The sequence below is a fragment of the Aggregatilinea sp. genome (assembly GCF_036822615.1).
Taxonomy (GTDB): Bacteria; Chloroflexota; Anaerolineae; order Aggregatilineales; family Aggregatilineaceae; genus Aggregatilinea.
Genome location: NZ_DAISHJ010000073.1, coordinates 1 through 24142, shown reverse-complemented (window position 1 = coordinate 24142; position 24142 = coordinate 1). Strand labels below are relative to the sequence as shown.

At 64.7% G+C, this 24142-nt stretch carries 20 protein-coding genes and 1 pseudogene; 8 read left to right on the top strand and 13 right to left on the bottom strand.

Annotated features, from left to right (window positions below; genetic code table 11):
• The 8 genes and pseudogenes from V7116_RS17485 to V7116_RS17450 form a co-directional block, all read right to left on the bottom strand.
• Positions 1-635, bottom strand: a pseudogene (locus V7116_RS17485) (hypothetical protein); the annotation flags it as partial.
• 301 nt (positions 636-936) lie between these two features.
• Positions 937-1551 (bottom strand): FmdE family protein, encoded by a 615-nt coding sequence (locus tag V7116_RS17480; protein WP_324393245.1) that lies wholly within the window; start codon positions 1549-1551, stop codon positions 937-939.
• Positions 1552-1589: 38 nt separating this feature from the next.
• On the bottom strand, positions 1590-2816 hold the full coding sequence (locus V7116_RS17475) for a 4Fe-4S dicluster domain-containing protein (RefSeq protein ID WP_324393244.1): 1227 nt from the start codon (positions 2814-2816) through the stop codon (positions 1590-1592).
• A 113-nt stretch (positions 2817-2929) separates the two neighbouring features.
• On the bottom strand, positions 2930-3583 hold the full coding sequence (locus V7116_RS17470; protein ID WP_324393243.1) for a response regulator transcription factor: 654 nt from the start codon (positions 3581-3583) through the stop codon (positions 2930-2932).
• Between the two features lie 28 nt (positions 3584-3611).
• Complete coding sequence (locus V7116_RS17465; protein ID WP_324393242.1) at positions 3612-5516, bottom strand: GAF domain-containing sensor histidine kinase; 1905 nt, start codon at positions 5514-5516, stop codon at positions 3612-3614.
• Positions 5513-6223, bottom strand: coding sequence for a TorD/DmsD family molecular chaperone (locus V7116_RS17460; protein WP_324393241.1), 711 nt, complete (start codon positions 6221-6223; stop codon positions 5513-5515). The genes V7116_RS17465 and V7116_RS17460 overlap by 4 nt, the downstream gene beginning before the upstream one ends.
• Entirely contained in the window at positions 6220-6846 is a 627-nt protein-coding gene (locus V7116_RS17455) for a 4Fe-4S dicluster domain-containing protein (RefSeq protein WP_324393240.1), read from the bottom strand. Before V7116_RS17455 ends, V7116_RS17460 begins: the two co-directional genes overlap by 4 nt.
• Positions 6833-9694, bottom strand: a complete 2862-nt coding sequence (locus V7116_RS17450) for a molybdopterin-dependent oxidoreductase (RefSeq protein WP_324393239.1) — start codon at positions 9692-9694, stop codon at positions 6833-6835. The genes V7116_RS17455 and V7116_RS17450 overlap by 14 nt, the downstream gene beginning before the upstream one ends.
• A 270-nt stretch (positions 9695-9964) precedes the next feature.
• Here V7116_RS17450 and V7116_RS17445 point away from each other — a divergent pair, with 270 nt between their 5' ends.
• From V7116_RS17445 to V7116_RS17420, 6 genes are all read left to right on the top strand, one after another.
• Positions 9965-11305, top strand: a complete 1341-nt coding sequence (locus V7116_RS17445) for an FAD-binding oxidoreductase (protein WP_324393238.1) — start codon at positions 9965-9967, stop codon at positions 11303-11305.
• A gap of 7 nt (positions 11306-11312) precedes the next feature.
• Positions 11313-12047 carry an SDR family oxidoreductase gene (locus tag V7116_RS17440; RefSeq protein WP_324393237.1) on the top strand — a complete coding sequence of 245 codons (735 nt, stop codon included), beginning with the start codon at positions 11313-11315 and terminating at the stop codon, positions 12045-12047.
• A gap of 318 nt (positions 12048-12365) precedes the next feature.
• Positions 12366-12689 carry a hypothetical protein gene (locus V7116_RS17435; RefSeq protein WP_324393236.1) on the top strand — a complete coding sequence of 108 codons (324 nt, stop codon included), beginning with the start codon at positions 12366-12368 and terminating at the stop codon, positions 12687-12689.
• A gap of 103 nt (positions 12690-12792) precedes the next feature.
• Positions 12793-15474 (top strand): sensor histidine kinase KdpD, encoded by a 2682-nt coding sequence (locus V7116_RS17430; RefSeq protein WP_324393235.1) that lies wholly within the window; start codon positions 12793-12795, stop codon positions 15472-15474.
• Positions 15471-16166: a response regulator gene (locus V7116_RS17425; protein ID WP_324393234.1), complete on the top strand. Its 696-nt coding sequence runs from the start codon at positions 15471-15473 to the stop codon at positions 16164-16166. The genes V7116_RS17430 and V7116_RS17425 overlap by 4 nt, the downstream gene beginning before the upstream one ends.
• A 277-nt stretch (positions 16167-16443) precedes the next feature.
• The gene (locus V7116_RS17420) at positions 16444-18426 is read left to right on the top strand and encodes an APC family permease (RefSeq protein ID WP_324393233.1); all 1983 of its coding nucleotides are present in this window, start codon (positions 16444-16446) and stop codon (positions 18424-18426) included.
• A 191-nt stretch (positions 18427-18617) separates the two neighbouring features.
• On the opposite strand, the gene V7116_RS17415 is transcribed toward V7116_RS17420, so the two are convergent.
• On the bottom strand, positions 18618-18905 hold the full coding sequence (locus V7116_RS17415; protein ID WP_324393232.1) for a hypothetical protein: 288 nt from the start codon (positions 18903-18905) through the stop codon (positions 18618-18620).
• A gap of 166 nt (positions 18906-19071) precedes the next feature.
• Between V7116_RS17415 and V7116_RS17410 the strand changes: the two genes are divergently transcribed.
• The gene (locus tag V7116_RS17410) at positions 19072-20328 is read left to right on the top strand and encodes a cysteine desulfurase-like protein (protein WP_324393231.1); all 1257 of its coding nucleotides are present in this window, start codon (positions 19072-19074) and stop codon (positions 20326-20328) included.
• A gap of 188 nt (positions 20329-20516) precedes the next feature.
• On the opposite strand, the gene V7116_RS17405 is transcribed toward V7116_RS17410, so the two are convergent.
• Positions 20517-21314, bottom strand: a complete 798-nt coding sequence (locus tag V7116_RS17405; RefSeq protein ID WP_324393230.1) for an IucA/IucC family C-terminal-domain containing protein — start codon at positions 21312-21314, stop codon at positions 20517-20519.
• Positions 21315-21606: 292 nt separating this feature from the next.
• On the opposite strand from V7116_RS17405, the gene V7116_RS17400 reads away from it, so the two are divergent.
• A complete protein-coding gene (locus V7116_RS17400) occupies positions 21607-22257 on the top strand; it encodes a metal-dependent transcriptional regulator (RefSeq protein WP_324393229.1) in 651 nt (216 codons plus the stop codon).
• 75 nt (positions 22258-22332) lie between these two features.
• Here the strand turns inward: V7116_RS17400 and mscL are convergent, their stop codons facing one another.
• The 3 genes from mscL to V7116_RS17385 form a co-directional block, all read right to left on the bottom strand.
• The gene (gene mscL / locus V7116_RS17395) at positions 22333-22764 is read right to left on the bottom strand and encodes a large-conductance mechanosensitive channel protein MscL (RefSeq protein WP_324393228.1); all 432 of its coding nucleotides are present in this window, start codon (positions 22762-22764) and stop codon (positions 22333-22335) included.
• Positions 22765-22869: 105 nt separating this feature from the next.
• On the bottom strand, positions 22870-23919 hold the full coding sequence (locus V7116_RS17390) for a [LysW]-lysine hydrolase (RefSeq protein ID WP_324393227.1): 1050 nt from the start codon (positions 23917-23919) through the stop codon (positions 22870-22872).
• Positions 23912-24142: isocitrate/isopropylmalate family dehydrogenase (locus tag V7116_RS17385; protein WP_324393226.1), on the bottom strand; the 231-nt coding region annotated here is incomplete at its 5' end. The genes V7116_RS17390 and V7116_RS17385, both read right to left, overlap by 8 nt.

The window sequence follows — 24142 nt, the reverse complement described above, 5'->3', positions numbered from 1 at the left end:
CCGGCAGTGCCGCCCAGCAGGAAATACACCATTTGCAACGCCGCCATCAGGCCGAGCGGCACGCTAGCCCACACCGCCACCTGCAGCGTGTTGCCGAAACGCGGCGCGCGCCCGTTCATCAGCGGCACGAGGCCCAACAGCACGGCCAGAATAAACCACGCCAGCAGCACGTTGCTGCCCGCGATCAATGCCGACGTCCAGCGATCGGTCGCGCTCGGTTCGGCGGATGCGCCGCCCGCTGTGGGTACGCCGCCGGAGGGGATACCGGTATCAAAGCCCCCGTCGATGGAGGCACCTCCCCCGCCACCGCCAAACGGATCGATGGAAGCGCCGGACAGGTCGCCGCCCAGCGTGGCATCGCCGCCGCCGGTCGAGGCCTGCGACGCCGTCTGGTACTTCACGGCGCTCAGCCCCACCAGGATGAGCACGAGCGCCCCGATCAATACCCATTGGCGGGAAGCCCAATGCAGCGTCAGGGAATGGAAGAATTCGCCAGGACGCACGATGACGGTGACGATCTGGCTGACCAGCCCACGCGGACGCTGTGACACGGTCAGCGTATAAGCGCCATCAGGCCCGGACCCCAGTTGGTCGATCTGATCCAACTGCTGGAGATCGAACTGTGCACCTGTCATGAATACCGGCCCCTATCCGAACCGGGCACGCTTTGTGCCCGGCGAGCAACTCTTACCGCCATCTTGATTGTAATGAGCTTTCTTCGGCATGTTACTAACGCCAAACCTACGGAAGCCCACCTGTCTGATCAAGAATGTGTTCCGTCCGTGGAATCCGCCCGTCTAGTTGTACGCGCGAACGGGGCGTATGTTTCAGGCTAGGAAGTAAAAATAACAGGCAAATGGGGTAAAAAACGTAAAAAAAACAAAAAGGCCGCTGTGGTTCACAGCGGCCCGGACCTAACTGGCGCAATCGGGAAGATCAGTCCCTGGCGGACGCAGCCTGAGCCGCTTCGCTCACGGCAAGGCGGTAATAGGCATCCCCCGCGCAAGCGCGGCACAATACTTCGCCGTTTACGGTCACCTCGCGCTCGTTGATGATCTCCTCGCCGCAGCGCTGGCAGGCCGTCCGCATTCCGTGGCGGCTGATGATCGCTGCCAGCGAGACGGTAAGCTCGACGGGCTGCACCATGAACATCTCCTCGGCGGGCATGATCTGGTAGCCGATCAACTGTCCCTTCCAACTCGACTCCCCCTCCGGCCCGTACTTCAGCGCACGCTCGCGGGATTCGGGGTGCGGCACGATCCGCACCGCGCGCGAGGTCTGGGTGTCCACGAAGGTCGCGGCCATTTTGCCGTAATCGATCATGCGCATCGTGCGGCGTCCCGGCCAGCAGCCCGACGCCACCGAGACGCCATCCGCGCCGCAGCCATCCGTTTCCATGAACACGAACAGCCGTTTTTCGTCCTGCTGGGGCAGCTCCAGGCCCAACACTGTCCCGGCATAGAGTCCCATGCGCACACCGAGCACTTGGCGCGGGCAGAGATGGTTGTGCAGTACGGCTGACCGATCGAGAAGTTCGCTAAGTGTAGGCATTCGAAATACCTCGCCTCGTGGCTGCGGCAGCAGGCCGCTCATTCAGACTGAGCAGGCGGCTGGACCGCCCGCGCTCTACGATTTTCCAAACGCGCGCGCATACGCTCGGGGATGCGCGAGCCAAACGGATTCTTGCGCCGGAAGTCGCACAGCTCGCACAGGCCGTTTTTGCCATCCCCGTTCGGGATACGCGCCCCACAGCGCGAGCAGCGCCGGAACGTCCCCGACGTGATCACGGCTTCCGCGCCGCTTTGCAGCGCGCTGAAGAACGGGACGCCCGCCTGTTCGAGCACGTCGCGCTCACACAGGTCGATGCACACGCGGCAGCCCGCGCAGATCGAGGCCCGGTGGATCAGGCGGAACACACCCGTATCGTCGTGCGCGTCGAGCGTCAGCGCCCCGGTGGGGCAGGCTTTTTCGCACGCCCCGCACGCGCTGCATTCCGCCTCGATGCTGTGCTTCATGAAAACCTGACCCGCCAGCGGCATCGGGCACATCGCCTGCCCGGCAGGCGGCAGCAGGCGCAGCGCGTTCAGCAGCCGCACGCGCTCCGGCGCAGGGAATCTGCGCCCGGCAGCGGTCGTATCCTCCGCCAGCAGATCGGCCAGGATGCGATCGGCCTCAGCCTCGGCCAGCGGATGAAACAGCCGCTTACGCGACACCGGCGGGTGAGCGATGTCATAGACCGGGCGCGGACGGGCGGGGCCTTCGGCGGGCACGGCGGACGCGTCGATCTCGGCCTCCCACGGCCTGAGATCCAGGCGCGCTTTTTGCAGCGTGCGCTCGATCGTGGCGCGGGCGTTGGCCGGGCACTCGTCGCAAGCCTCCAGGCACACGTCGATGTGCTCGACGCCCAGCGCATACAGCCCCGCATAGGTCGAAGGCCCCAGCGCGGCCAGACAACCGCTGACGACCAGCATCGCATCGACCGGGCGCGGGCTGCGCTCGTCCGTTGCGCGGTGAGCGCACGCCAGCTCGATCGCACGGTGGTCGGGGATCCGCGAGACGGTGCGCAGCAGCGCGGCGGCGAGATCGGGCGCGCTGAACGCCCCCACGGGGCAGGCATGCGCGCACGCGCCGCACTCCACGCACGCCTCTGCATCGAGCGCCACCGCGCCAGCGACCTGAATCGCGTCCACCGGACATTCGTCGGCACACACGCGGCAGGTTGCGAAGACATTGATGTTGTGCAGGCAGCGTCCCGCGTTCACCTTGACGCGCGGCAGATCACTTTCTGCGCCAAAACGTTCCAATACATCCAACATAACGACCGATCTCCACTTCGCGGATGTGGCGCTATCGAGCCATCATCCATGAGCATACTCCCGGGCGTGGCAATTCCACATCACCCAACCGGGTAACTTTTTACGCCGCGCCGCTACGATACCAATCCGGCCTGCACCGCGTAGGCGGCGGCCTGGGTCCGGTTTTCGACCTGAAGCTTCTCAAGGATATTGCGCAGGTGCACTTTCACCGTGTTGATGGTGATGTGCAGGTCGTCCGCGATCTGCGGGTTACTCGCACCCTGCGCCACAAGCTTGAGCACTTCCAGCTCGCGCTCGGTCAACACCTCGGGGGTGGGCATGTGACCCTGATCGGTGCGCCCCAGCTCGCGCAGGAGCCGCGCCGCCATCGCCCGCGTGAGCGACACCTCGCCGCGCGCGACGCCTTCCAGCAGCCCGAACAGCTCGCTGGCGTCCAGGCTTTTCAACAGGTAGCCCGCCGCGCCCAACTGCACCGCGCGGTAGACATGCTCGTCAATTTCGGACGCCGTCAGCATGATGATCGCCGTGTCGGGCATGTTCTGGCGCAGATACGCCGCCGTTTGCAGACCATCCCCTTCGGGCATGTAGATATCCAACAGCACCACGTCGGGATGCAGTTCCTCGGCCAGCGCGATCGTTTCACTGCCGCTTTCCGCTTCCGCCAGCACGCGCACAAGATCGGGGCGTGTCCGCATCAGGCTGATCAAGCCCTGCCGGAAAAGACGGTGATCGTCGGCTACGAGAACCTTTAGCGGAAGTGCAAACATAAGCTATCCCCTCTTTCCATAGCATCCATCACTGCTTCAGGCGCGGCAGCCACACCGCCACCTGCGTGCCTTCATCGGGCTTAGACGTGACCGTCAACCCGCCCCCGACGCTTTGCGACCGCTCGCGCATGGTCTGTAAGCCAAAGTGGCGGCGCGCCGCGCGCGGCACGAAGCCCACCCCGTCATCGGTGACGGTTGCGTGCAGGCAGCCGTTGCGCGCCAGCAGCCGGAGCTGCACCTGCTTGGCGCAGGCATGCTTACGCACGTTGGCGAGCGCCTCCTGCACGATGCACACAAGCTGCGTTTCGGCCAGCGACGACAGGCGCGGCGCATCGATCAGGTCGTTCACGAACAGGGTCTTGATGCCGGTCTGGATGCCAAACTCGGCCACGTATTCTTCGAGCGACTGGACCAGCCCGGCTTCCCCGGCCAGCGTCGTGCGCAGGCTCAAAATATTCTCGCGCACGTCGGCCTGGGCCGAGTTGATCTGCGTGCGCACTTGCGACAGTTCGGCCAGCACCGTCTCAGGCTCGTCCTGGCGCACCAGCGCTTCGAGCGTCTGCATTTCGAGGCTCATATAGCCCAGAAGCTGCGCCAGCCCGTCGTGCATCTCGCGCGCGATGCGCGAGCGCTCCTCGACCACGGCCAATGATTGCAGCCTCCCGGCCATCAGCGCGTGCTGGATGGCGATCACCGCCTGGGCGCTCATGTGCTCGATCCGGTCCACGTCGGCCTGGGCGAACGTCTCGTCGTCGCGGCTGACCGCCCACAGCACGCCTAACGTCTCGCCTTCGAACAACAGCGGCGCGATCACAGCGGAGCGCAGCATCGCCTTCAGCAGCGAACAACGCCAGGTGCCGCCGTTGGGCAGCAGCGTCGCCTCTTTCAGCATCGCCGCCTCGACGATCGGCCCCTGGCTAATGCGCGCGTCCGGGGTCGCAACGCCGCCCGGCGACGCAAACGTCTTGACGATCAGCTCGGTGTAATCTTCGTCCCACAGCGCCAGCGCAACGCCTTTCGCATGCAGCAACACCCGCGCGCGCTCCACGATGCTCGCCAGCACCGTGTCGAGCGGTTCCAGAGTGGCGATCTGGCGACTGATGTGTACCAGCGCCTCGATCCAGTTCTCCGCGACGCGGCGCGCTTCGCTTTGCGCGGCCAGCGCTTCCCGCTGCGCCCGCTCCCGCTCCTGCTGAAGCTGCGCGATCTCGCGCTTGCGCTCGGCGGCGAACACGCCCAACGCCCGGATCGTCGCGGCGGACAGTATGGCCGCGAAAATCGTGCGCCACATCGACACCGGCATGTGGGTCAGATCCTTTAACACACGATCGTTGACCCAACGCGCCAGCCCGTGCGGCCCTTCCGGCACGATCACGCCCGCCGTCACCGCAAAAAACAGGAACGCGACCGAGGCCACCAGCAGCCAGTTATAGGCGCGGCTGAGCGCGGTATAGGGCACCTTATGCCAGTGCCGCGCAAACCCGATCATCGTCAGCAGCGCCCCCGGCAGCAGCAGCAAATAGCGGGACCAGATTTCGGCGCTCAGGTTCGCGCGGCTTTCGGTCGTGACCGTCACCAGCGCATAGGCGATGATCAGCGTCCCCGGGACGAACAGCACCGCCCGCGCGAACGTCACCCAGTCCGGCATGGGGCCGACCTCCGCGATCAGCCCAATGCCGAAGCGGATCAACAGCACAGCGGAAACTTGCAGCAGCACCAGCCGCACCGTCGGCATCGCCATGGCGATGTCGTTCGGCGTGCCGTGCATAAACAGCCCGCACCACTCGACCGCCGCATGCGTGACGCCGAACGCGGCCAGCCACGGAAGCTGCCTCCCCAGGGCCAGCCCGCTCGATTCGCGCATTTCCAGCCATGACGCCAGCCCCAGGCTGAAAAACGCGAGTCCATACACCAGATAGATCGGATCGGTCATGCGCCTACAGCCGTGTAGCCCGGCCCGTACTCCATCTCCAGCCAGGTATCGGCCAATGCGGCCTGATTTGCGTAAAATGATCCGCGCGCCACGCTGCTCAACTGCCAGCTAAATTCCGGCAGCCAGCGCCCCAGGTGATCGTCTAAAAAGTTGCGCTGCTGGCGCCGCATCTGCTTGGCATCCTCGGCGCGGCTCGCCTTCCAGCTCGTCGCCTCGCGCTCGCACAGGTACGCCAGCAGCTCAAGCTCGACCGCGACGTGATCCTCCTGCCCCGGCTGCGGCGTGACGCCAAACTGCCGGTACTGCTGCCGCAGCACCTGGGCCAGATCCTCCCGCGCGCCCAAGACGTCCGACGCATCGCGCCAGCAGTAGGTCGATTCACGCGGGGAGATGCGGCGCACGCTCTTGCCAAAACAGCGCTGGTACGTGTCTTGCAGCGCCTCCATCGTCATGCCCTCGAACTGCGCCAGCGCGTCGAGGCCGGGCTGCAACCGGGCCTGATCGGCCCCCAACCAGCTCGTCAGCGCGTGCAGCTCCGCCGAAAGCGTGCCGGTCGCCAGGGCGCTCACCAGCGGCTCGTCGGGCGGATAAAACGACAGCGCCAGCCAGCCGTAAACCATGCTGCGAAAGCCCGCCACGCGCGCCAGAATGTCAAAGGCGCGCACCTTCGGATCGGGTACCGTAAAACCAGCCAGTTCTTCGTTCATGTCAGGTAATAGACGGATGGCTCCGTCCCCTTTTCAACCAGTAACCGGAAGTGCGGGCGCTTGTGCAGCAGCCGCGACACCTCGCTGTCGGGATCGTTCAGGTCACCGAACGTGCGCGCCTTCAGCGGGCACGCGTCGATGCAGGCGGGCAGCTTGCCCTGTTCCAGCCGGTGCGTGCAGAACGTACATTTTTCGGTGGTCCTGGCGCGGTGCACCATCGGATTGTCGCCGGTCGGGAAGGGTAGCGCATAGGTGGGCTGCTCGGACGCGTAAACCCGCACGCCCGTAAACGGGCACACGATGGTGCAGTAGCGGCAGCCGATACACAGGCTGGGATCCTGCATCACCAACCCGTCCGAGGTGCGATAGGTCGCGGACGTCGGGCAGACCTCGACGCACGGGCCGTTGGCGCAGTGCTGGCAGCCCAGCGGCAGGTGTTCGAGCTTGCGCTCGCTGTGGCCGTCGTCCGCGCCGTTCGCGCCGTCCATGTTCACCCGGATCACGCGCGTCCACCAGACGCCTTCGGGCAGGTTATTCTCCTGCTTGCAGGCCACGGAGCAGGTATCGCAGCCGATACACAGCCGCAGATCGATCACCATGACGTAGTGCTTAATCGGCTCCATGGGCCTGCTCTTTCACGATCTCCACCAGCACGTCCGAAAACGAGCTGTTCGGGCCGTACACGTTATGCGGGTTCGTCTGGTCGTGCGTCAGCGTTTGCGGATGCCCGGCGATGAAGTCGTCCGGCTGCCAGCCCTGCGTGAAGTAGACCGTGCCGGGCGGGACCGAATCGTCGAGGCGCGTCCGCACCACGACGTAACCGCGCTCGTTGAACACCCGCACGAGATCGTTATCCTCCACCTGACGCGCCGCCGCTTCGGACGGGTTCAACAGCGCGTGCGGCTCCTGCTCCATCTCGCGCAGCCACGGCGCGTTGACGAAGGTCGAGTGCACGCGGTAGAGACTGTGCTGGGTGATGCACACCAACGGGAAACGTTCGCGCAGCTTGTTATCGCGCCCGGCCTCGATAGGCGGCTCGTACGCGGGCAGCGCGCGGTGATAGGGGACCAGCCGCTCGACGTAAAACTCGGCGCGACCCGTGGACGTGGCGAACTGCCGCTCAACGTGCGCCACGCGGTACGCGTCCGAAAGCGGGCGCAGCAGCACCCCCTCGCGCCGCAGCGTCTCAAACGAGAGATCCGCGCCGCCGGGCTGCTCGCTCAAAATCTGCGCCAGATAGGCCGACGGTGGGTCTGCAAACCAGTGCTCCAGCCCGAACCGCGCCGCCACGCCCCGCGCGATGTCAAAGTCGGACCGGCACTCGCCGGGCGGGGCCATAAACGCAGGCTGGTACTGCACGTAAGGATCCGGCCCCTTGACCATGTCCTCGCGCTCGAAGATATTCGCGGCGGGCAGCACGTAATCCGCCCAGCGCGCGGTTTCGGTCAAAAACGTATCCGTCACCACCAGCAGATCGAGCTTGGGGATAATCTCGCTGCGCATCCGCGTCTGGTCGGGCCACTGGTTCAGCCAGTTGCTGAACGCAACCCACACCATTTTGATCGGGTTGGGCCGCTCGCTGAGGATCTGCGCCGGGAGCGCCGCCGGATTGACCGGGACGTACTGCTTGCCGTCGGGCGTGGGGAACGTGCTGATAAACGACGACCCATCGCAGAAGCCGTCCACGCCCGCGCCGCCGCCGGGCACGCCTACGTTGCCCGTCAGCGCGGCCAATGTGGCGATCAGCCGCCCGAACGTCGCGCCGTGGTGCCAGCGATCCACGCCGTAGAGCGTATAAATGCGTGCGGGCCGGGTCGTGGCGTAATCGTGCGCCAGTGCGGTGATCCGGTCCGCAGGCACGCCCGTCTTCGCGGCGACGACATCCGGCGTGTACTGCTCCACCATATCGCGCAGCAGGGCATAAGCGGGGCGGCAGGCCACGCCGCGCACCATCACCGTGCCTTCCAGCATCGGCGCTGTGGACTGATCCGGCGGCATGACCTGACCGCGCGCCGTATCCCACACCATAAACTGCCCCACGCCGCTGCGCAGGTAACTGCCGTCATCCAACCGGACCAACAGCGGCGCGACGGTATGGCGCAGCACAAAATCGTGGTCGATCCAGTCCTGCACGATGATCTCGCGCAGCAGGCCGAGCGCCAGATAGAGATCCGTGCCGGGCTGGATCGGCAGCCAGTCGTCGCTCTTGTTGGCCGTCTCGGTGTAACGCGGATCGATCGTGATCAGCCGCGTGCCGCCGCGCTGCGCTTCGGCAAAAAACGGCCACCAGTTCATACGGCTGTAAACGGGATTCGTGCCCCACAGCAGCACCAACCGCGAGTTAGGCAGGTCCGAATAGCTGTTGGCGAGGTAGCCGCTGCCGGTCCCGAAGGTGTCTTCGATGCCGCTGGGCACGGCGCTGTCCAGCCCGAATTGGGTTGCATCGGCGGCAGACGTCCCCAGCAGGCTCGCCAGCCGCTGATAGACGCCGTTAAAACCGTTCAGCGCGGTGAGCTGGCCGGAGCCGGTGAAAAACATCAGGCTTTCAGGACCAAACTCGGCGGACAGAGCGCGCATCCGTGCCGCGATCGCGTCCAGCACCTCGTCCCAACTGACCGGCTCGAACCGGCCCGATCCGCGCGGCCCCACCCGGCGCAGCGGCGTCATGAGGCGATCGGCGTGCGCCGCCATCTGCACGTGGCTGATGCCCTTCAGGCATACGCGCTGGTAGCGCGCATCGGGGAAGCTGGCCGCCTCGATCTTGACGATGTGCCCGTCGCGGACCGTGGCGGATAGGCCGCAGTAATGGAACCCACAGTTCAGCGCACAGGCGCTGCGATAGATGTGCGAGCCGCCATTCAGCGGCACTTCAGACGAGAGCGTCAGCCCGCGCAGGAATTTACGCTCGTCAAAGGTCACGGCATGCGGCTTGGAAGTCAGGGAAGGCCGGTCGAACCCCAGCACCGGGGCCAACCGCTCGACGGCGAGGCTGCTTTTCAGCGCCACCATGCGCGTGTTGTCCGCTGCTTCTCCCGCAGGCGCAGCCGCCTGCGCCGCTCCGGCGATATGCTCCGCGATGCCATCCACCAGCCCGCGCCGCGTGATGCTGTGCCGGATCGTCGGGCGCAGATCCGCCGCCGCGCTGTCCCGCCAGACCACGCCGTTCGCTTCGTGCTCGATCGCGCTGCTGCGGCTGGCGGCTTCGTGCCCGCCCAGCAGCACGATCACCGGGATGCTGCCCGCCTTCGCCTTGAACTCGCGCAGCAGGCTGTCGTCGGGCAGCAGGACCGCATCCACCAGCACCACGTCCGCCTTGTGCCGGAGCTGATCCAGCGCCGTCCCGAAGCCGGGCGTGCTGATCAGTTCAAATTCTGCTGGACTGCTGAGGATCGTCGTCACCAGCCGGGAGAGGGCCGCGTCGCGGGTCACGCAAAGGATAGTCAGCCGAGCTTGCTCTGTGATGTTCGCCATACCGCTGCCACGAATCTCGTTGACAATTGATTGTGAATAAACTTGCTTTCTCTTTTACTTAACCATTCTATGGCGGCGCGCGCGATCTGCCCCGTCCAAAAACACATTAGTTTTAGAGCGAAAGTGCACATACCGTCCCTGGCAATCTTGCGCACGCTGTCAGAATCGGAGGCGCGTGTTAAAATGACCGCGCATACTCGCCCGCACGAGCCTTAATGATCGGCGCGGCGAAAATACATTTGCGCGATTCAACCAGTAGGATTCAACTGAATGGTAGATAAAGGGTACGCGGGTGATCACCGCTCCTGGGGACGCTACCCCAAGATCCGGCGGCAGAAAGTCGTTCCGGTCTACTGGCGCGATGACGAGATCGACCTGTCGGCCATCGACGGGACCATTTTGCCGTACGGCTTGGGGCGCAGCTATGGCGATAGCTGCCAGAACGAAGACGGCACGCTGATCGACATCGCCCCGCTGAACCGGATGATCGCGTTCGACGAGGAAAACGGGTTGCTGCGCTGCGAGGCGGGCGTCTCACTGGCCGATATTTTAAAGGTCATCGTACCGCGCGGATGGTTTTTGCCCACCACGCCGGGGACCAAGTTCGTGACGGTCGGCGGCGCGATCGCCAACGACGTACACGGCAAAAATCACCACGTCGCCGGGACGTTTGGACGCCACGTCACCCAATTCGAGCTACTGCGTTCGGACGGCACGCGCATAGTCTGCTCTCCCGATCAGAACGTGGAGATGTTCCGCGCCACCGTGGGCGGGCTGGGCCTGACCGGGTTGATCCTGTGGGCGGAGTTCAAGCTGCGGCGCGTGCCGGGGCCGTTCATCGCCAGCGAGCAAATCCGCTTCCGCAATGTGGACGAGTTCTTCGATATCAGCGCCGATTCGGAGCACCGCTTCGAATACACGGTCGCCTGGGTGGACTGCCTCGCCACGGGCAAGCAGTTGGGGCGCGGGCTGTTCATGCGCGGCAACCACGCGTGGCCGAACAAGGTTCCGGGCAAAAAGGCCGGGCAGCGATCGCTGTTCACCGTACCCGTCGATCTGCCCTGGTTCGCCCTGAATCTGGTCACAGCCAAAGTGTTCAACACCGCCCTGTACCACTCGCAGCTTGGCAAAAGCAAGCGCAAGGTGGTTCCCTACGATTCGTTCTTCTACCCGCTGGACATGATTCACGACTGGAACCGGCTGTATGGTTCGCCGGGCTTCATTCAATACCAGTTTGTGATCCCGTTCGACCACGACCGCAGCGCGATCCGATCGATCTTCAAACAGATCAGCGATTCGGGTGTCGTGTCGCTGCTGTCCGTACTGAAGGTCTTTGGCGATGTGCCGTCGCCGGGCATGCTGTCGTTCCCGCGTCCCGGCGTCACGCTGGCGCTGGACTTTCCCGTCCGGGGGCAGCGCACCCTCAACCTGCTGGACCGGCTCGATCGCGTCATCCAGGACGAGGGCGGCGCGATCTACCCGGCCAAAGATTCACGCATGTCGGCGGACGCCTTCCAGGCGTTTTACCCGCAGTGGCAGGAATTTTCGCAGTACATCGACCCGAAGTTTTCGTCGAGTTTCTGGCGTCGCGTGACGCGCACCACGGAGTGAGGTCCCCATGAAAGTGTTGGTTGTGGGCGCAAGCTCGGCCATCGCGCACGAGACCGCGCGGTGCTTCGCCGCCGATGGCGCGGCGCTGTTCCTGGTAGGCCGCAGCGCCGAAAAACTGGCCGCCATCCAGCACGATCTGGAAGTGCGCGGCGCGTCGAAGGTGGCGACCTATACGCTCGACCTGAACGAGTTGGCGCAGCACGAAGCCATGATCGACGCGGCCTATGAAGCGCTCGGCGGGCTGGATGCGGCGCTGATCGCACACGGCACGCTGCCCAACCAGGCTGCCGTACAAACCAGCGTCGAACAGACGATGCAGGAATTTCAGACCAACTGCCTGAGCACGATCTCGCTGCTGACGATTCTGGGCAACCGCTTCGAGCAGCAGCGGCGCGGCTGCATCGCCGCGATCTCGTCCGTGGCGGGCGACCGGGGCCGCAGCAGCAACTACGTGTATGGCGCGGCTAAGGGCGCGCTGACGGTGTTCCTGAGCGGGCTGCGTGGCCGCCTGGAAAAATCGGGCGTGGCCGTGGTGACGATCAAACCCGGCTTCGTCGATACGCCGATGACGGCTCACATCAAAAAAAATCCACTGTTCGCCAAACCCGGCGCGGTCGGCAAGCGCATCTATACCGCCATGCTCAAGGGGCAGGATGTGGTCTACGTGCCCTGGTTCTGGCGCTACGTGATGTGGATCATCCGCGTCCTGCCGGAGTCGATGTTCAAGAAGCTGTCGTTTTAGACAACGCAACCATTCGAGTAGGGGCAATTCATGAATTGCCCCTACTGTCGTATTTATCGCGCCGCCTCCGTCCCTGTCTCCTACTCCCACCACACGGAGAGCAAGGGAATCACGGTGGCACACAACTTGGATTTTGTAGGGGCGGGTCTGTGACCCGCCCTTGCGCTTATCCCCCCTTGACGCGTTTTTGACCCCCCGGCCACATTTCTTGACACGCCGTTGATGCCCTTCCAGGTAGCATTATCAATAGGAACCGGGCTGCTGGTCTTGCGCCATCCCCGGCCATCACTATCAGCACCCGCCTGAACAGGGACAGACATGCAACCACGACCCTCTCACCGCTCACACTGGCGCACGACCCTGCTGGGCATTGCCGCCGGGACCGGCTTTCTGTGGGCCGAACACGAAGCGCACCTCAGCCGCACGCAGCACAAATTACTGCTGTGCCTGATGGTCCTCGTCTTTTACGTCATCGCCGGGCTGTGGAGTCACGCCAGCGTACTTGCGGAATCGCGCGTTAAGCCGCGCCGCGCCCCAGTGATTGTTGTCACCCCCGCCTCGTCCTACGACCTGCCCGATCTCCCCGGCCTGCTGCCCCAGTCCGCCCCCGCCGAGGCATTGAACGATCCGGTGCGGCGGTAACCCGGTCGCCTGCAGCGACGATCTGCCCATTCCGCGCGGATGGCGTTATGATTCGCGTGGAACATAACGATCCGTCCGGCGAACAGCGTGATACGATCCCGATATGGCACATCATGCGGTTCCGCCGCCGCCCGATCCGTCCGGCACACCGCCAGCGGATCCCCCGGCACGCGGCAAGCTTCGAATCTTCCTCGGTTACGCGGCAGGCGTTGGCAAGACCTACGCCATGCTCGATGCCGCACGCCTGCGCCGGGATGACGGCATCGACGTGGTGATCGGGCAGGTGAACACGCACGACCGGGCCGAGATCGAAGCGCTGGCAGACTCCCTGGAACGCGTCCCGCCCCGGCAGGCCGGCACGCCGGACGACACCGCCAGCGAAATGGACCTCGACGCGGTGCTGGCGCGGCGGCCCCAACTGGTGCTGGTGGACAACCTGGAACACACCAACGCGCCCGGATCGCGCCACACGCGGCGCTACCAGGACATCGAGGAGCTGCTGTCGGCAGGCATCGACGTCTATACCACGCTCAACATCCAGCACCTCGAAAGCCTGAACGACGTCGTGGCGCAGATCACCGGGCTGACGGTGCGCGAAACGGTCCCCGACCGCATCATGGACGACGTGGACAGCATCGAGCTGATCGACCTGCCGCCCGACGAGCTGATCCGCCGCGTGCGCGAAGGCAAGGTCGCGCTGCCCGAACCAACCGCGCGCACCGTGCACGACTTCTTCCGCCCCGGCAACCTGACCGCGCTGCGCGAAATGGCCCTGCGCCGCGCTGCCGCCCAGGTCGATGACGAGATGCGCGCCTATAAAAAGGCGCACTCGATCTTCTATTCGTGGGCGGCGACGGAACGCCTGCTGGTGTGCATCAGCGCCAACCCGCTCAGCGAGCGGCTGGTGCGCGCGGGACGGCGGCTGGCCGAGCAAACCGACGCAGCATGGTTCGTGGTGTATGTTGAGACGCCGCAGACGGCGCACCTGTCGGGCGCGGAACGCGATCGTATCGCACGTACACTGCGCCTGGGCGAAGAACTCGGCGCGCGCACGGTGATCGTGCCAGGGCAAAACGTAGCCGATGCGATCCTACATTATGCCCGCGCGCACAACGTCACCAAGATCATCGTGGGCAAGTCGTTGGGAGCAGGCTGGCGCGACGCGCTGCGCCGCTCGGTCGTCGAGCGCATCATCCAGCACAGCGATGAGATCAATGTATCCGTGATCAGCGCCCCAGCGGAACACGCGCCCCGGCTGCGCCACCTGCCGCCACGCCTGCACGCCGACACGCGCTATATGCTCTACAGCATCGGACTGGTCGCGCTGGTCACGCTGGTCGGGCAGCTCGTGCGGGCCATCATCGAGCCGACCAACGTGGTGATGGTCTACCTGCTGGCGGTCGTGATCGCCGCGACGCGCTGGGGGCGCGGGCCGTCGCTTCTGACGGCGGGCCTCAGTGTGCTGGCGTTCGACTTCTTCATCGTGCCGCCGCGCCTGACGCTGGCCGTCACGGATGCGCAGTACCTGCTGACGTTCGTGGGGCTGTTCGGGACCGGACTCGTGATCAGCACGCTGGCCGCACGCGAGCGCGAGCAGGTCGAGGCGGCGCAGCGGCGCGAAACGTACACCGCCGCGCTCTACGCGCTCAGCCGCGATCTGGCCTCGACCATCGACCTCAACATCATCATCGGGGCGGCGATCCGCCACATCAGCGACCTGTTCCACTGCGAAGCCGCCGTCTTCCTGCCCGCCGATGAGACGCTGACGATGGCCGCGCACAGCCCGGACTTTGAAGACGAGCCGCAGAGCGCCGCCGTCGCGGATTGGGTCTTCCGGCGCGGACAGAGGGCCGGGCACGGCACGGAAACGCTCAACACCGCGCAGGCGCGCTATCTGCCGCTGAAGACAGCGCAGAGCACGCTCGGCGTGGTCAGCATCCGGCTGAACGAGGCGGATCCGCCGCTCAATTCCGACCAGGAGCGGCTGCTGCAAGCCCTGCTCAGCCAGGTCGCGCTGGCGATCGAAGCGACCCAGCTCGCACAAAACGCGCGCCAGGCACAGCTTCTGCGCGAGACGGAAAAACTGCAAAGCGCGCTGCTCAATTCCGTTTCCCACAACCTGCGCACGCCGCTGGTCTCGATCACCGGGGCGCTGAGCAGCCTGCGCGACGACGCGGGATATCTGGACGAGGCCGCCCAGCGTGAGCTGCTCGACACCGCGTGGGAAGAAGCCGAGCGCCTGAATCATCTCGTCGGCAACCTGCTCAACATGACGCGGCTCGAAGCGGGCGCGATGCGGCTGGGCACGACGCTGTGCGACGCGCAGGATCTGGTCGGCGTGACGCTGGCGCAGATGACGAACCGCCTGCGTCACCGGGCGGTCACGGTAGATGTGCCGGGCAGCCTGCCGCCCATCTCCATCGACCTCGTGCTGGTCGCGCAGGCGTTGGTCAATCTGGTGGACAACGCCGTAAAATACTCACCGCCCGACGAGCCGATCGAGATCTGCGCCTACGAGGCCGGGCCGGACGTGCTGATCGAGGTCAGCGATCACGGGCCGGGCATTCCGCCCGCCGACTTGAAGCATATCTTTGACAAGTTTTACCGCGTGCAGCGCCTCAGCGACGTCACCGGCAGCGGCCTGGGGCTGTCGATCAGCCAGGGCATCGTCGAACTGCACGGCGGGCGCATCTGGGCGGCGAACCGCGAGGGCGGCGGCACGACGTTCACCATCGCGCTGCCTGCCGCCGTGGCGCAGCCCGCCCCACAGGAGATCCAGCCATGACCGAACCCGCCGTGCGCGTGCTGATTGTGGACGACGATCAGGCTATCCGGCGCTTTTTGCGCACCTCGCTCAGCGCGCACAACTACGCCGTGTTCGAGGCGGCCACCGGTCAGGATGCGCTCGAAGCCGTCATCGCGGACAAGCCCGACGTGCTGATCCTCGACCTGGGCCTGCCCGATATCGACGGACTGGAGGTGACGCGCAAGCTGCGCGAGTGGTCGCACCTGCCGATCATCATCCTGTCCGTACGCGAGCACGAAGACGAAAAAATCGCCGCCCTGGACGCGGGCGCGGACGATTATCTGACCAAGCCGTTCGGCGTCGGGGAGCTGCTGGCGCGGCTGCGCGTCGCGCTGCGGCATGCCAGCACGCCCGCCGAAGAGGAAGCCGTGTTCATGCAGGGCGATCTGGTGGTCGATCTGGCGCGGCGCATCGTTAAGGTGGCCGGGCGCGAGGTGCAGCTTACCCCCACGGAATATTCGCTGCTGCGCGTCCTGGTGACGCACGCGGGCAAGGTGCTCACCCACCACCAACTGCTGCGCGAGGTGTGGGGGCCGGGCTACGAAGACGAAAGCCACCTGCTGCGCGTCAACGTCAGTAATCTGCGCGGCAAGCTGGAAGCCGAGCCCGCCCGCCCGCAGCACATCCTCACCGAGCCGGGCGTCGGCTACCGCTTCCGCGCCAGCAGCTAGCCGGGCGTTTCGCAGGAGCAAAACCCCAGCGCTCTGCGGGCGTTCCTGGTCCCTCGCGCGGCAAAATTGACACTTTCTTGATACGTTGGCCGCGCATCTTGATATTCCCTTGACCCTCCGCATGGGATAATTGAACCACTATTCCGTTCATGTCACGCCCTGCGTGATTCTATTTTTTTGCCCCGTATCCCGCTCCAACTGAGGCAGCGCCATCCGAGACTCCACGGGAGTTTTGGGCTACCGGTGAGAGGGACGCGCGGCAAAAGAAGGTGGCACAATGGCATCGCTTGATGCTCAACAGAAGGATCATTTCTCCCTTTCTCGCTGGCTGCTTGGCAAGCCGCTGGAAACCACCGCACTTCCGCATCAAGTCATCACACGACCCATCGGGCTGGCGGTCTTCGCCTCGGACGCGCTGTCGTCCACAGCCTACGCGACTGAAGAAATTCTGATCATCCTGGCGCTGGCCGGGACGGGCGCCTCCACACTTGGCCTCTCGATCCCGATCGCCTTCGCCATTGCCGCGCTGCTGATCATCGTCACGATTTCGTACCGCCAGACGATCTACGCCTACCCGAACGGCGGCGGCGCATACATCGTCGCGCGCGACAACCTGGGCGAGCTGCCGGCGCAGATCGCAGGCGCGGCCCTGCTCACCGACTACATCCTGACCGTCGCGGTCAGCGTCTCGTCCGGCGTGGCGCAGATCACGTCCGGCTTCCCCGGCCTGTTCCCCTACAAGGTCTACATGGCGATCGGCGTGATCGTGCTCATGACCGTCGTCAACCTGCGCGGCGTCAAGGAAAGCGGGCGCATCTTCGCCGTGCCGACCTATTTCTTCCTGGGCACGATGTTCCTGACGCTGATCGTCGGCTTCGTGCGCTACGTGCTCGGCGACCTGCCGACCGTGGTTGATGTGGAAGTGATGCACGAATCGACGCACGCCCTGACGCTGTTCCTGATCCTGCGCGCCTTTTCGAGCGGCTGCGCGGCCCTGACCGGCATCGAGGCGATCTCGAACGGTATCACGGCGTTCAAGCAGCCCCGCAGCCATAACGCCGCCGTGACGTTGATCTGGATGAGCGGCCTGCTGATCTCGCTGTTCCTGGGCATCACCCTGATCGCGCACCAGATTCACGCCATGCCGAGCGATACGGAAACGGTCATCTCGCAGCTTGGGCGCACCATCTACGGCAACGGCAGTATCTTCTACATCATGACACTGACCGGAACCGCCCTGATCCTGCTGATGGCGGCCAACACCAGCTATGCGGACTTTCCGCGCTTGGCCGCGCTGCACGCCGGGGACGGCTTCCTGCCGCGCCAGCTCACCTATCGCGGCAGCCGCCTCGTGTTCTCGTGGGGCATCATGGGGCTGGCGACCTGCGCGTCGCTGCTGGTGCTCGTGGCGCAGGCCAGCACCACCCGCCTGATCCCGCTGTACGCGATCGGGGTGTTCATGAGCTTCACCATGTCCCAGACCGGCATGGTGGTCCGCCTGCGCAAGATCGGCAAGCTGCAGCCCGGCGAAGAAGTGCAGGGGCGCGAAACCGTCATGCGCTACGATCCGCACTGGCGTCTCAAGAGCTTCATCAGCGGGTTTGGCGCGTTTTGCACGGGCATCGTGATGATCGTGTTCGCCGTGACCAAGTTCACCACCGGCGCGTGGTTCGTGATCATCCTCATCCCGACCCTGGTGTTCGTCTTCTTCCGCATCCACTACCACTACCGCGACGTGGCGCACGCGCTGAGCCTGGAAGGCAAGCCGGTCGAGGTCGAGAAGCGGCCCGTGCAGACGATCATCCTGGTGGACGACGTGCACGCCGAGACGGTCCGGCTGGTGGACTTCGCCAAGTCGCTCGACCATCCGTGGCACACGATTCATATCGCCGTCAACCCGGACAAGGTGAATGCGATCCGCGAAAAGTGGGAGAAGCGCATCGGGGAGGGCGAGCTGGTGATCATCCCGTCGCCGTACCGCCTGCTGGCCGAACCGCTGCGGCAGTACATTGAGGACTTGCAGGCCCAGACGCCCGGCAGCTACGTGCACATCATCATGGGTCATCTGGCGATGGATACGTACTGGGAGCAGGCCCTGCACCAGAACAGCGCGATGTTCTTCAATTTAGCCCTGGGGCGCATGGAACGCGTCGGCGTGACGAGCGTGCCGTACCAGATTCACCGGGCGCACAACGGGCAGCACGTCGCGGAATCCGAAGGGATCCCCGTGCGGCGCATGGAAGAAGTGCCGGAAGGGTAAACTCCGGCACGCTGCGAGGAAACGAACAGCCCTATCCAGCAGAACCGGATAGGGCTGTTGTTGTATGGGCTGCCGGGGTAATTCCGCGTCATAGTTCACCTCACCCCTTAATCCCCGGCCCCTTTTCCCCTCTCCAATCGGATTGGAGAGGGGCCAGGGGTGAGGTGTTTTGGTGTCCCCGGCTAACGCTCTCACCCCTCAACGGGGCGCTTGAACACGCAGAAATAGGCGTTGGTCCAGGGCCGCTGCGACGTCTGGTCGGTGCTGCCCACGCACACGTCGTAGTTATTGCCCACGATCACCGGCTGCATGTGCACCAGCTCCCAGCCGTCCTGCCCCATGCTGTCCAGCTCGGGGATCATCGCCTTCGGGTGATATTTCGGGATATCCGCCTCGCCGGGGAACATGGCGAGGAAATCACGCTTGTCTTTGTTCACGTCCGCCCACATGAAGGTCGAGTAATACTCCCAGCGCTGCATCTGTGGCCTCCTTTGCGATCTTCATCCGTGTATACAGTTCTACGTGTGCACGATCCGCCAGTTGCAGGATCGTACCCTTGTACAAAACGCCCTCGCCACCGTCCCACAAAATCGCTACAGTTGAGCGCAAATTGATGGTCTACCGCCCACCGAAAGAGGCCCTCTTATGAAGTACGATGTCGAGCAAGTCCGCGCCTGCTTCCCGTCGCTGCACATCCCCGCCGAAAGCGGCCAGCTTCCCGTTTATTTCGATAACCCGGCAGGCTCGCAGGTCCCGCAGGCCGTCATCGACGCCGTGCGCGACTATTATTTGACGATGAATGCCTATCCCGGCGGCGCATTCGCCAGCAGCCGCCGTTCCGAGGCGATGCACTACGGCGCGCGCGAGCGCATGGCCGACCTGCTCAACGCCGCGCGCCCGGAGGAGATCGTCTTCGGCCCGAACATGACCACGCTCAGTTTCGCGCTGACCCGCGCCCTGGGCAAGACCCTCGCGCCCGGCGACGAGATCGTGGTCACGCGCATGGATCACGACGGCAACATCGCGCCGTGGCTGCGCATCGCGGAAGATCACGATCTGGTCATTCGCTTGGTAGACATCCACACCGAAGACTGCACGCTGGACATGGATGGGCTGGAAGCCGCGCTCAACGAGCGGACGCGCATCGTGGCGACGGCGCACGCCTCGAACGCGGTGGGCACGATCAACGACGCGAAGCAGATCGCGGCGATGGCGCACGTCGCCGGAGCGCTGCACGTGCTCGACGCGGTGCAGAGCACGCCGCACATTCCCATCGACGTGCAGGATCTCGGCTGCGACTTCCTGATGTGCTCGGCCTATAAGTTCTGCGGGCCACACATCGGCGTGCTGTGGGGCCGCTACGACCTGCTGGCCGAGCTGCCGGTGTACAAGGTGCGTCCGGCGAAGGACATCGCGCCGTTCCGCTTCGAGACGGGCGCGCCGACCTTCGAGCTGCTGAACGGGCTGACGGCGGCGGTCGATTTCCTGGCGTGGATCGGGGCGCAGTTTGGCGAGTCACCCGATCCGGCGGCAGGGCGGCGAGGGCAGCTGATCCAGGCGATGCGCGCCATCGAAGCGTACGAGCAGGAACTCGGCACGCACCTGATCGCCGGCCTGCAAACGATCCCCGGCGTGACAATCGCAGGCATCACCGATCCGGCGCGGGCAGCGGAGCGCGTGCCGACGGTCGCGTTCGTGATGGAAGGCTACACCCCGCGCGAGATTGCGGAGCACCTCGACCGGCACGACATTTACGTATGGAATGGGAACTACTACGCGAAGGAAATCATGGAGCGGCTGGGACGCGGCGAGCACGGCATGGTGCGCGTCGGCCCGGTGCATTACAACACGATCGCGGAAGTGGATCGCCTGCTGGACGCGGTGAAGCTGTTGGTGAAATAAGGGGGCGGATGGTTTTACGTAGAGGCAGTTATCCTGCCCCGCGGAGTGACGCAAAACCACCCTACCCGTGGCTCCCCCGGCCCATTCGAGAGGCCGGGAGGAAAACCCGTGTGCAATGAGACTGCTGGCTGCCCAAACAGAGTTGGGCGGACGTTTTGCGGAAGGGGTGATCCATCGGCCCCTTCCGCTTAATCTTTGTTGAGCGGGCAGCTTTCGCACAGATCGCCGCCGGGCCGCCGGTAATTCAGACAGCACGATCCGCGCCGCAGCGTCAGCGTGGAACCGTCCGCCGCACACGTGTCCTCGATGCGCGTCAGCTTATTCGCCATCGGGGACCCGGGAACCTGGATCAGCGCGGGCAGATCCGCCAGAACGGCCTCTCGCGGAAGCAGATCCGGCTTGAGTTGGTTCGCCCAGTACAAAAATCCCGCGCAGCGATCGGCCACGGTGATCCATAACGCCCGCGTTCCCAGCGACGACTGCGCGCGCAGCACCGGGACGACGCGTGCCATGTGCGCCTCGATTTGCTGCCTGAACGACTCCAGCAACGCGGCCCGATCCGGCACGAGATCCGCGTGCGGGTCGCCCGCGGCGGCATCGTCGGGCAGGGCGGTGAAGCGCCCGTTCATGAACGCAACGCCAAGCATGCGCCCGTCGTCATAGTGCAGGGCCACGTTTTCAAAACTCAGATCGGGCAGACGCCCATCCACCACGACGCATCCCAGCGCCACGGCGGCGACCGTCCACGCGTAGCCGTTCATGAAGAAGCTGACCGCGATCTGCCAGTCGTCCGAGCCGGTCGTCGCACCCACCGCGTCCAGCACCAGCGGGAGAGAGGGCGAGCCGGGTGCGAACAGGTCCGTGGACGCGATCCAGCCCTCCGGCAGATCGGCCCCGGTGCGCCCTTCCAGATACGGGGACAGCGCGGTCAGGCGCTGCAGCGTGGTATCCAATGAGAGAACGCCGCTCATTACGGAGAGAGCCATTACCGTATCCTTCCCGGCCCGTGTACTGTTCGTCAACTTCTGGCATCCGGCGCGAGCAAATGTCAAAATGAGCGTGATCCCACTTAAAAACGGGATCACAAGGCCGTTCCCGTATGAAAAACGTGAGAAACGATGAAATTGGTTGCGCCTGAATACACAAGTAGATATATTTTGCAAGACATTTATCTTAAAAACTAGGCCGCGTTATGAAAAACCAGATATCACTACCGGAAACTGTGGTTTAAATGGCCTTTAAACCTCGGCCCGCAACGGAAGGATTAGCGCAAGCGAGATGTGCCCGACAGTATGGTTTTATCTAGGCGAGATCTACCGCCTTCAAGAAGGCCACGACTGGGTGACCCTGTCGATGGTGGCAGAAAGTATGGGCGTCTCGTTACAGGCGGCGTCGCGCATGATCCGGCGCATGGCCGAAAACGGCTACATCGAGCATGAACCGTATAAGGGCATCCGCCTGACCCCGGACGGCGAGGCCATTGCCCTGATGGTCATCCGCCGCCACCGCATCCTGGAAGTCTACATGGTCAAGGTGATGGGCTTCGGGTGGGAAGAAGTGCACGACATGGTAGAGCGCCTGGAGCGCGGCGTGGACGATAAGCTGATCGACCGAATGGACGAGATGGCCGGGTTCCCTAAGCGCTGCCCGCACGGCGAGCCGATCCCTAGCAAAGACGGCGTGATGCCGGTGGTCGTGGATGGGCCGCTGAGCGAATGGGACGAGAAAAAACCGGCGCGCGTCAGCCGGGTCAAAACGCATGACGTGGAAAAACTGCGCTACCTGCGCGACGTGCGGCTGATGCCCGGACACGTCGTGACGGTCACCGCGCGCAGCCCGTTCAACGGCCCGGTGCACCTCGACTGCGAAGGCGACCGCTTCGTCATCGGCAACGAGCTGGCGAGCGAACTGTACGTCGAAGTGCCCTGACGCACCGCTTCAATCGACACGCACAAAAACGAGCCATCTCAGATGAGACAGCCCGTTTTTATCGTTCGTGTGCGCTCACAATTTGTGTTCGAGCTTCTCCAACGTGCCGTTCAGCTGTTCCAGCGCGGCGAGGGTCTTCTCCTCCACGGTCGGCTCCGGCGGCGCGACGGCGTCCTGGGCCTTTTGCCGGCGGCGCATCTGCTCCATTGCACTATTCACGCCTTTGACCAGCATAAACACGGCGAGGGCGACGATCAAAAAGTTAATGATGGCGTTGATGAACACGCCGACGTTCATGGTCACCGCCGGATCGTCGCCCTGGGCTTCCTTCAGCGTGATCACAATCGCCGAAAAGTCGAGGCCGCCGATCAGCACGCCGATGGGCGGCATGATGATATCGTTCACCAGCGAGTTCACAACGGTCGTGAACGCCAGGCCGATGATGATACCAACCGCCAGATCGAGCACGTTACCGCGCATGATGAAGTCACGAAACTCTTTGAGCATGGAATCCTCCTTATGGTGCCGGGAGCAGGTCGCTATGCCAACTTTCCATGCCCTTATTATGAGGTCATTACTTCTTTTAGCGCAATCTTCTTAGGAGGATTGTACTTACATTCCTGCGGGCAGGTGCTCGATCACGTGGCGCAGCGTGGCGACGCCCTGCGCGTATTCCGCCAGCGAGATGTGCTCGTCGGGCGTGTGGTCGAGCGCGCTGTCGCCGGGGCCATACGCGACGATCGGGCAGTTCCAGGCCGGGCCGACCACGTTCATGTCACTCGTACCACCCTTGAGCACGAAGCCGGGGCGCGCACCCTGCGCGCGAATCGCGGCCAGCATCGCACGCACGAGCGCGTTGTTTTTGTCGCCCTGGTACGCCTGCTCCGGCCCGTAGGCGCGCAGTTCGGCGTCCGCCGGGGCGAAGGGCGCGATCGCGCTCCGCACCGCCTCCGGCGAGAGGCGCGGCGGCAGGCGGAAGCCAACCGTCAGGCGCACGGTGTCGTGAAAGCCGTCCGATTCGGTATTGATGCTACGCAGGCTCGGCAGGACCTGATCGAAGGCGCGCTCCGCGCCCTCATTCTGCGCCTCGCACCACGCCGCGACTTTTTCCCAGAACGCCGCCCCTAGCGCGCCGACGGTCGGCTCCGGGCGGGAGGTGTGCGCGACCGGGCGGCGCAGCGTAAAATCGACCAGCAGGCGGCCCTTGTAGCCCAGCGTGACGTGCTCCACCCCGCTCGGCTCGCCGATGATGCAAGCATCCGGCGTGAAGCAGTCGCGCACAGTGCGCGCGCCCTTGCTCGTCGCGCTTTCCTCCTCGACCGCCCCGACGACGACCACGCGCCAGCCATCCGGGATCGCGGCGCTGGCGGCGGCTTCCGCAAAGGCGCACAGCGGCCCCTTGGCATCCACGCTGCCGCGCCCGTAGAGCACGCCGTCCTCCACGCGCACCGGGATCTCGCCCGGCACGGTGTCGATGTGCCCCAGCAGCATCAGCGTATGCGGCGCGTCCTGCGGCCCGCGCACTCCGCAGGCGCTGCCCGCGTCGTCCACGGTCGCGTCGAAGCCGTGCGCGGTCATCCACGCCACCAGATAGCGCACGGCGGGCGCTTCCTGCCCCGATAGACTCGTGCGCCGGACCAGTTCGATCAGCAGATCAGACATGTGCGCCGTCCCGTTCCATCTGCGCCAGGATCGCCCGCGTGGTGTGCGCCGTGTTCCCGGTATGTGGCGTAGCATACGTCGCGCGGCGCAGCGCCGAGGCCGCCTCCGCGTATCCCAGGAAGTCGAGCAGCATCGCCGCGCTGAGGATCGCCGCGCGCGGATCAGCGATGCCCTGGCCCGCGATGTCCGGCGCGCTGCCGTGCACCGGCTCGAACAGTGCCGG

What these genes read in the sequence shown, in the direction of transcription:
- V7116_RS17410 (WP_324393231.1), top strand. Translation starts at nt 19,072, where the DNA reads ATGAAGTACGATGTCGAGCAAGTCCGCGCCTGCTTCCCGTCGCTGCAC.
- V7116_RS17450 (WP_324393239.1), bottom strand. Translation starts at nt 9,694, where the DNA reads ATGGCGAACATCACAGAGCAAGCTCGGCTGACTATCCTTTGCGTGACC.
- V7116_RS17415 (WP_324393232.1), bottom strand. Translation starts at nt 18,905, where the DNA reads ATGCAGCGCTGGGAGTATTACTCGACCTTCATGTGGGCGGACGTGAAC.
- V7116_RS17400 (WP_324393229.1), top strand. Translation starts at nt 21,607, where the DNA reads ATGTGCCCGACAGTATGGTTTTATCTAGGCGAGATCTACCGCCTTCAA.
- V7116_RS17440 (WP_324393237.1), top strand. Translation starts at nt 11,313, where the DNA reads ATGAAAGTGTTGGTTGTGGGCGCAAGCTCGGCCATCGCGCACGAGACC.
- V7116_RS17465 (WP_324393242.1), bottom strand. Translation starts at nt 5,516, where the DNA reads ATGACCGATCCGATCTATCTGGTGTATGGACTCGCGTTTTTCAGCCTG.
- V7116_RS17460 (WP_324393241.1), bottom strand. Translation starts at nt 6,223, where the DNA reads ATGAACGAAGAACTGGCTGGTTTTACGGTACCCGATCCGAAGGTGCGC.
- V7116_RS17455 (WP_324393240.1), bottom strand. Translation starts at nt 6,846, where the DNA reads ATGGAGCCGATTAAGCACTACGTCATGGTGATCGATCTGCGGCTGTGT.
- V7116_RS17405 (WP_324393230.1), bottom strand. Translation starts at nt 21,314, where the DNA reads ATGGCTCTCTCCGTAATGAGCGGCGTTCTCTCATTGGATACCACGCTG.
- V7116_RS17475 (WP_324393244.1), bottom strand. Translation starts at nt 2,816, where the DNA reads ATGTTGGATGTATTGGAACGTTTTGGCGCAGAAAGTGATCTGCCGCGC.
- V7116_RS17470 (WP_324393243.1), bottom strand. Translation starts at nt 3,583, where the DNA reads ATGTTTGCACTTCCGCTAAAGGTTCTCGTAGCCGACGATCACCGTCTT.
- V7116_RS17435 (WP_324393236.1), top strand. Translation starts at nt 12,366, where the DNA reads ATGCAACCACGACCCTCTCACCGCTCACACTGGCGCACGACCCTGCTG.
- V7116_RS17390 (WP_324393227.1), bottom strand. Translation starts at nt 23,919, where the DNA reads ATGTCTGATCTGCTGATCGAACTGGTCCGGCGCACGAGTCTATCGGGG.
- V7116_RS17425 (WP_324393234.1), top strand. Translation starts at nt 15,471, where the DNA reads ATGACCGAACCCGCCGTGCGCGTGCTGATTGTGGACGACGATCAGGCT.
- V7116_RS17445 (WP_324393238.1), top strand. Translation starts at nt 9,965, where the DNA reads ATGGTAGATAAAGGGTACGCGGGTGATCACCGCTCCTGGGGACGCTAC.
- mscL (WP_324393228.1), bottom strand. Translation starts at nt 22,764, where the DNA reads ATGCTCAAAGAGTTTCGTGACTTCATCATGCGCGGTAACGTGCTCGAT.
- V7116_RS17420 (WP_324393233.1), top strand. Translation starts at nt 16,444, where the DNA reads ATGGCATCGCTTGATGCTCAACAGAAGGATCATTTCTCCCTTTCTCGC.
- V7116_RS17480 (WP_324393245.1), bottom strand. Translation starts at nt 1,551, where the DNA reads ATGCCTACACTTAGCGAACTTCTCGATCGGTCAGCCGTACTGCACAAC.
- V7116_RS17430 (WP_324393235.1), top strand. Translation starts at nt 12,793, where the DNA reads ATGGCACATCATGCGGTTCCGCCGCCGCCCGATCCGTCCGGCACACCG.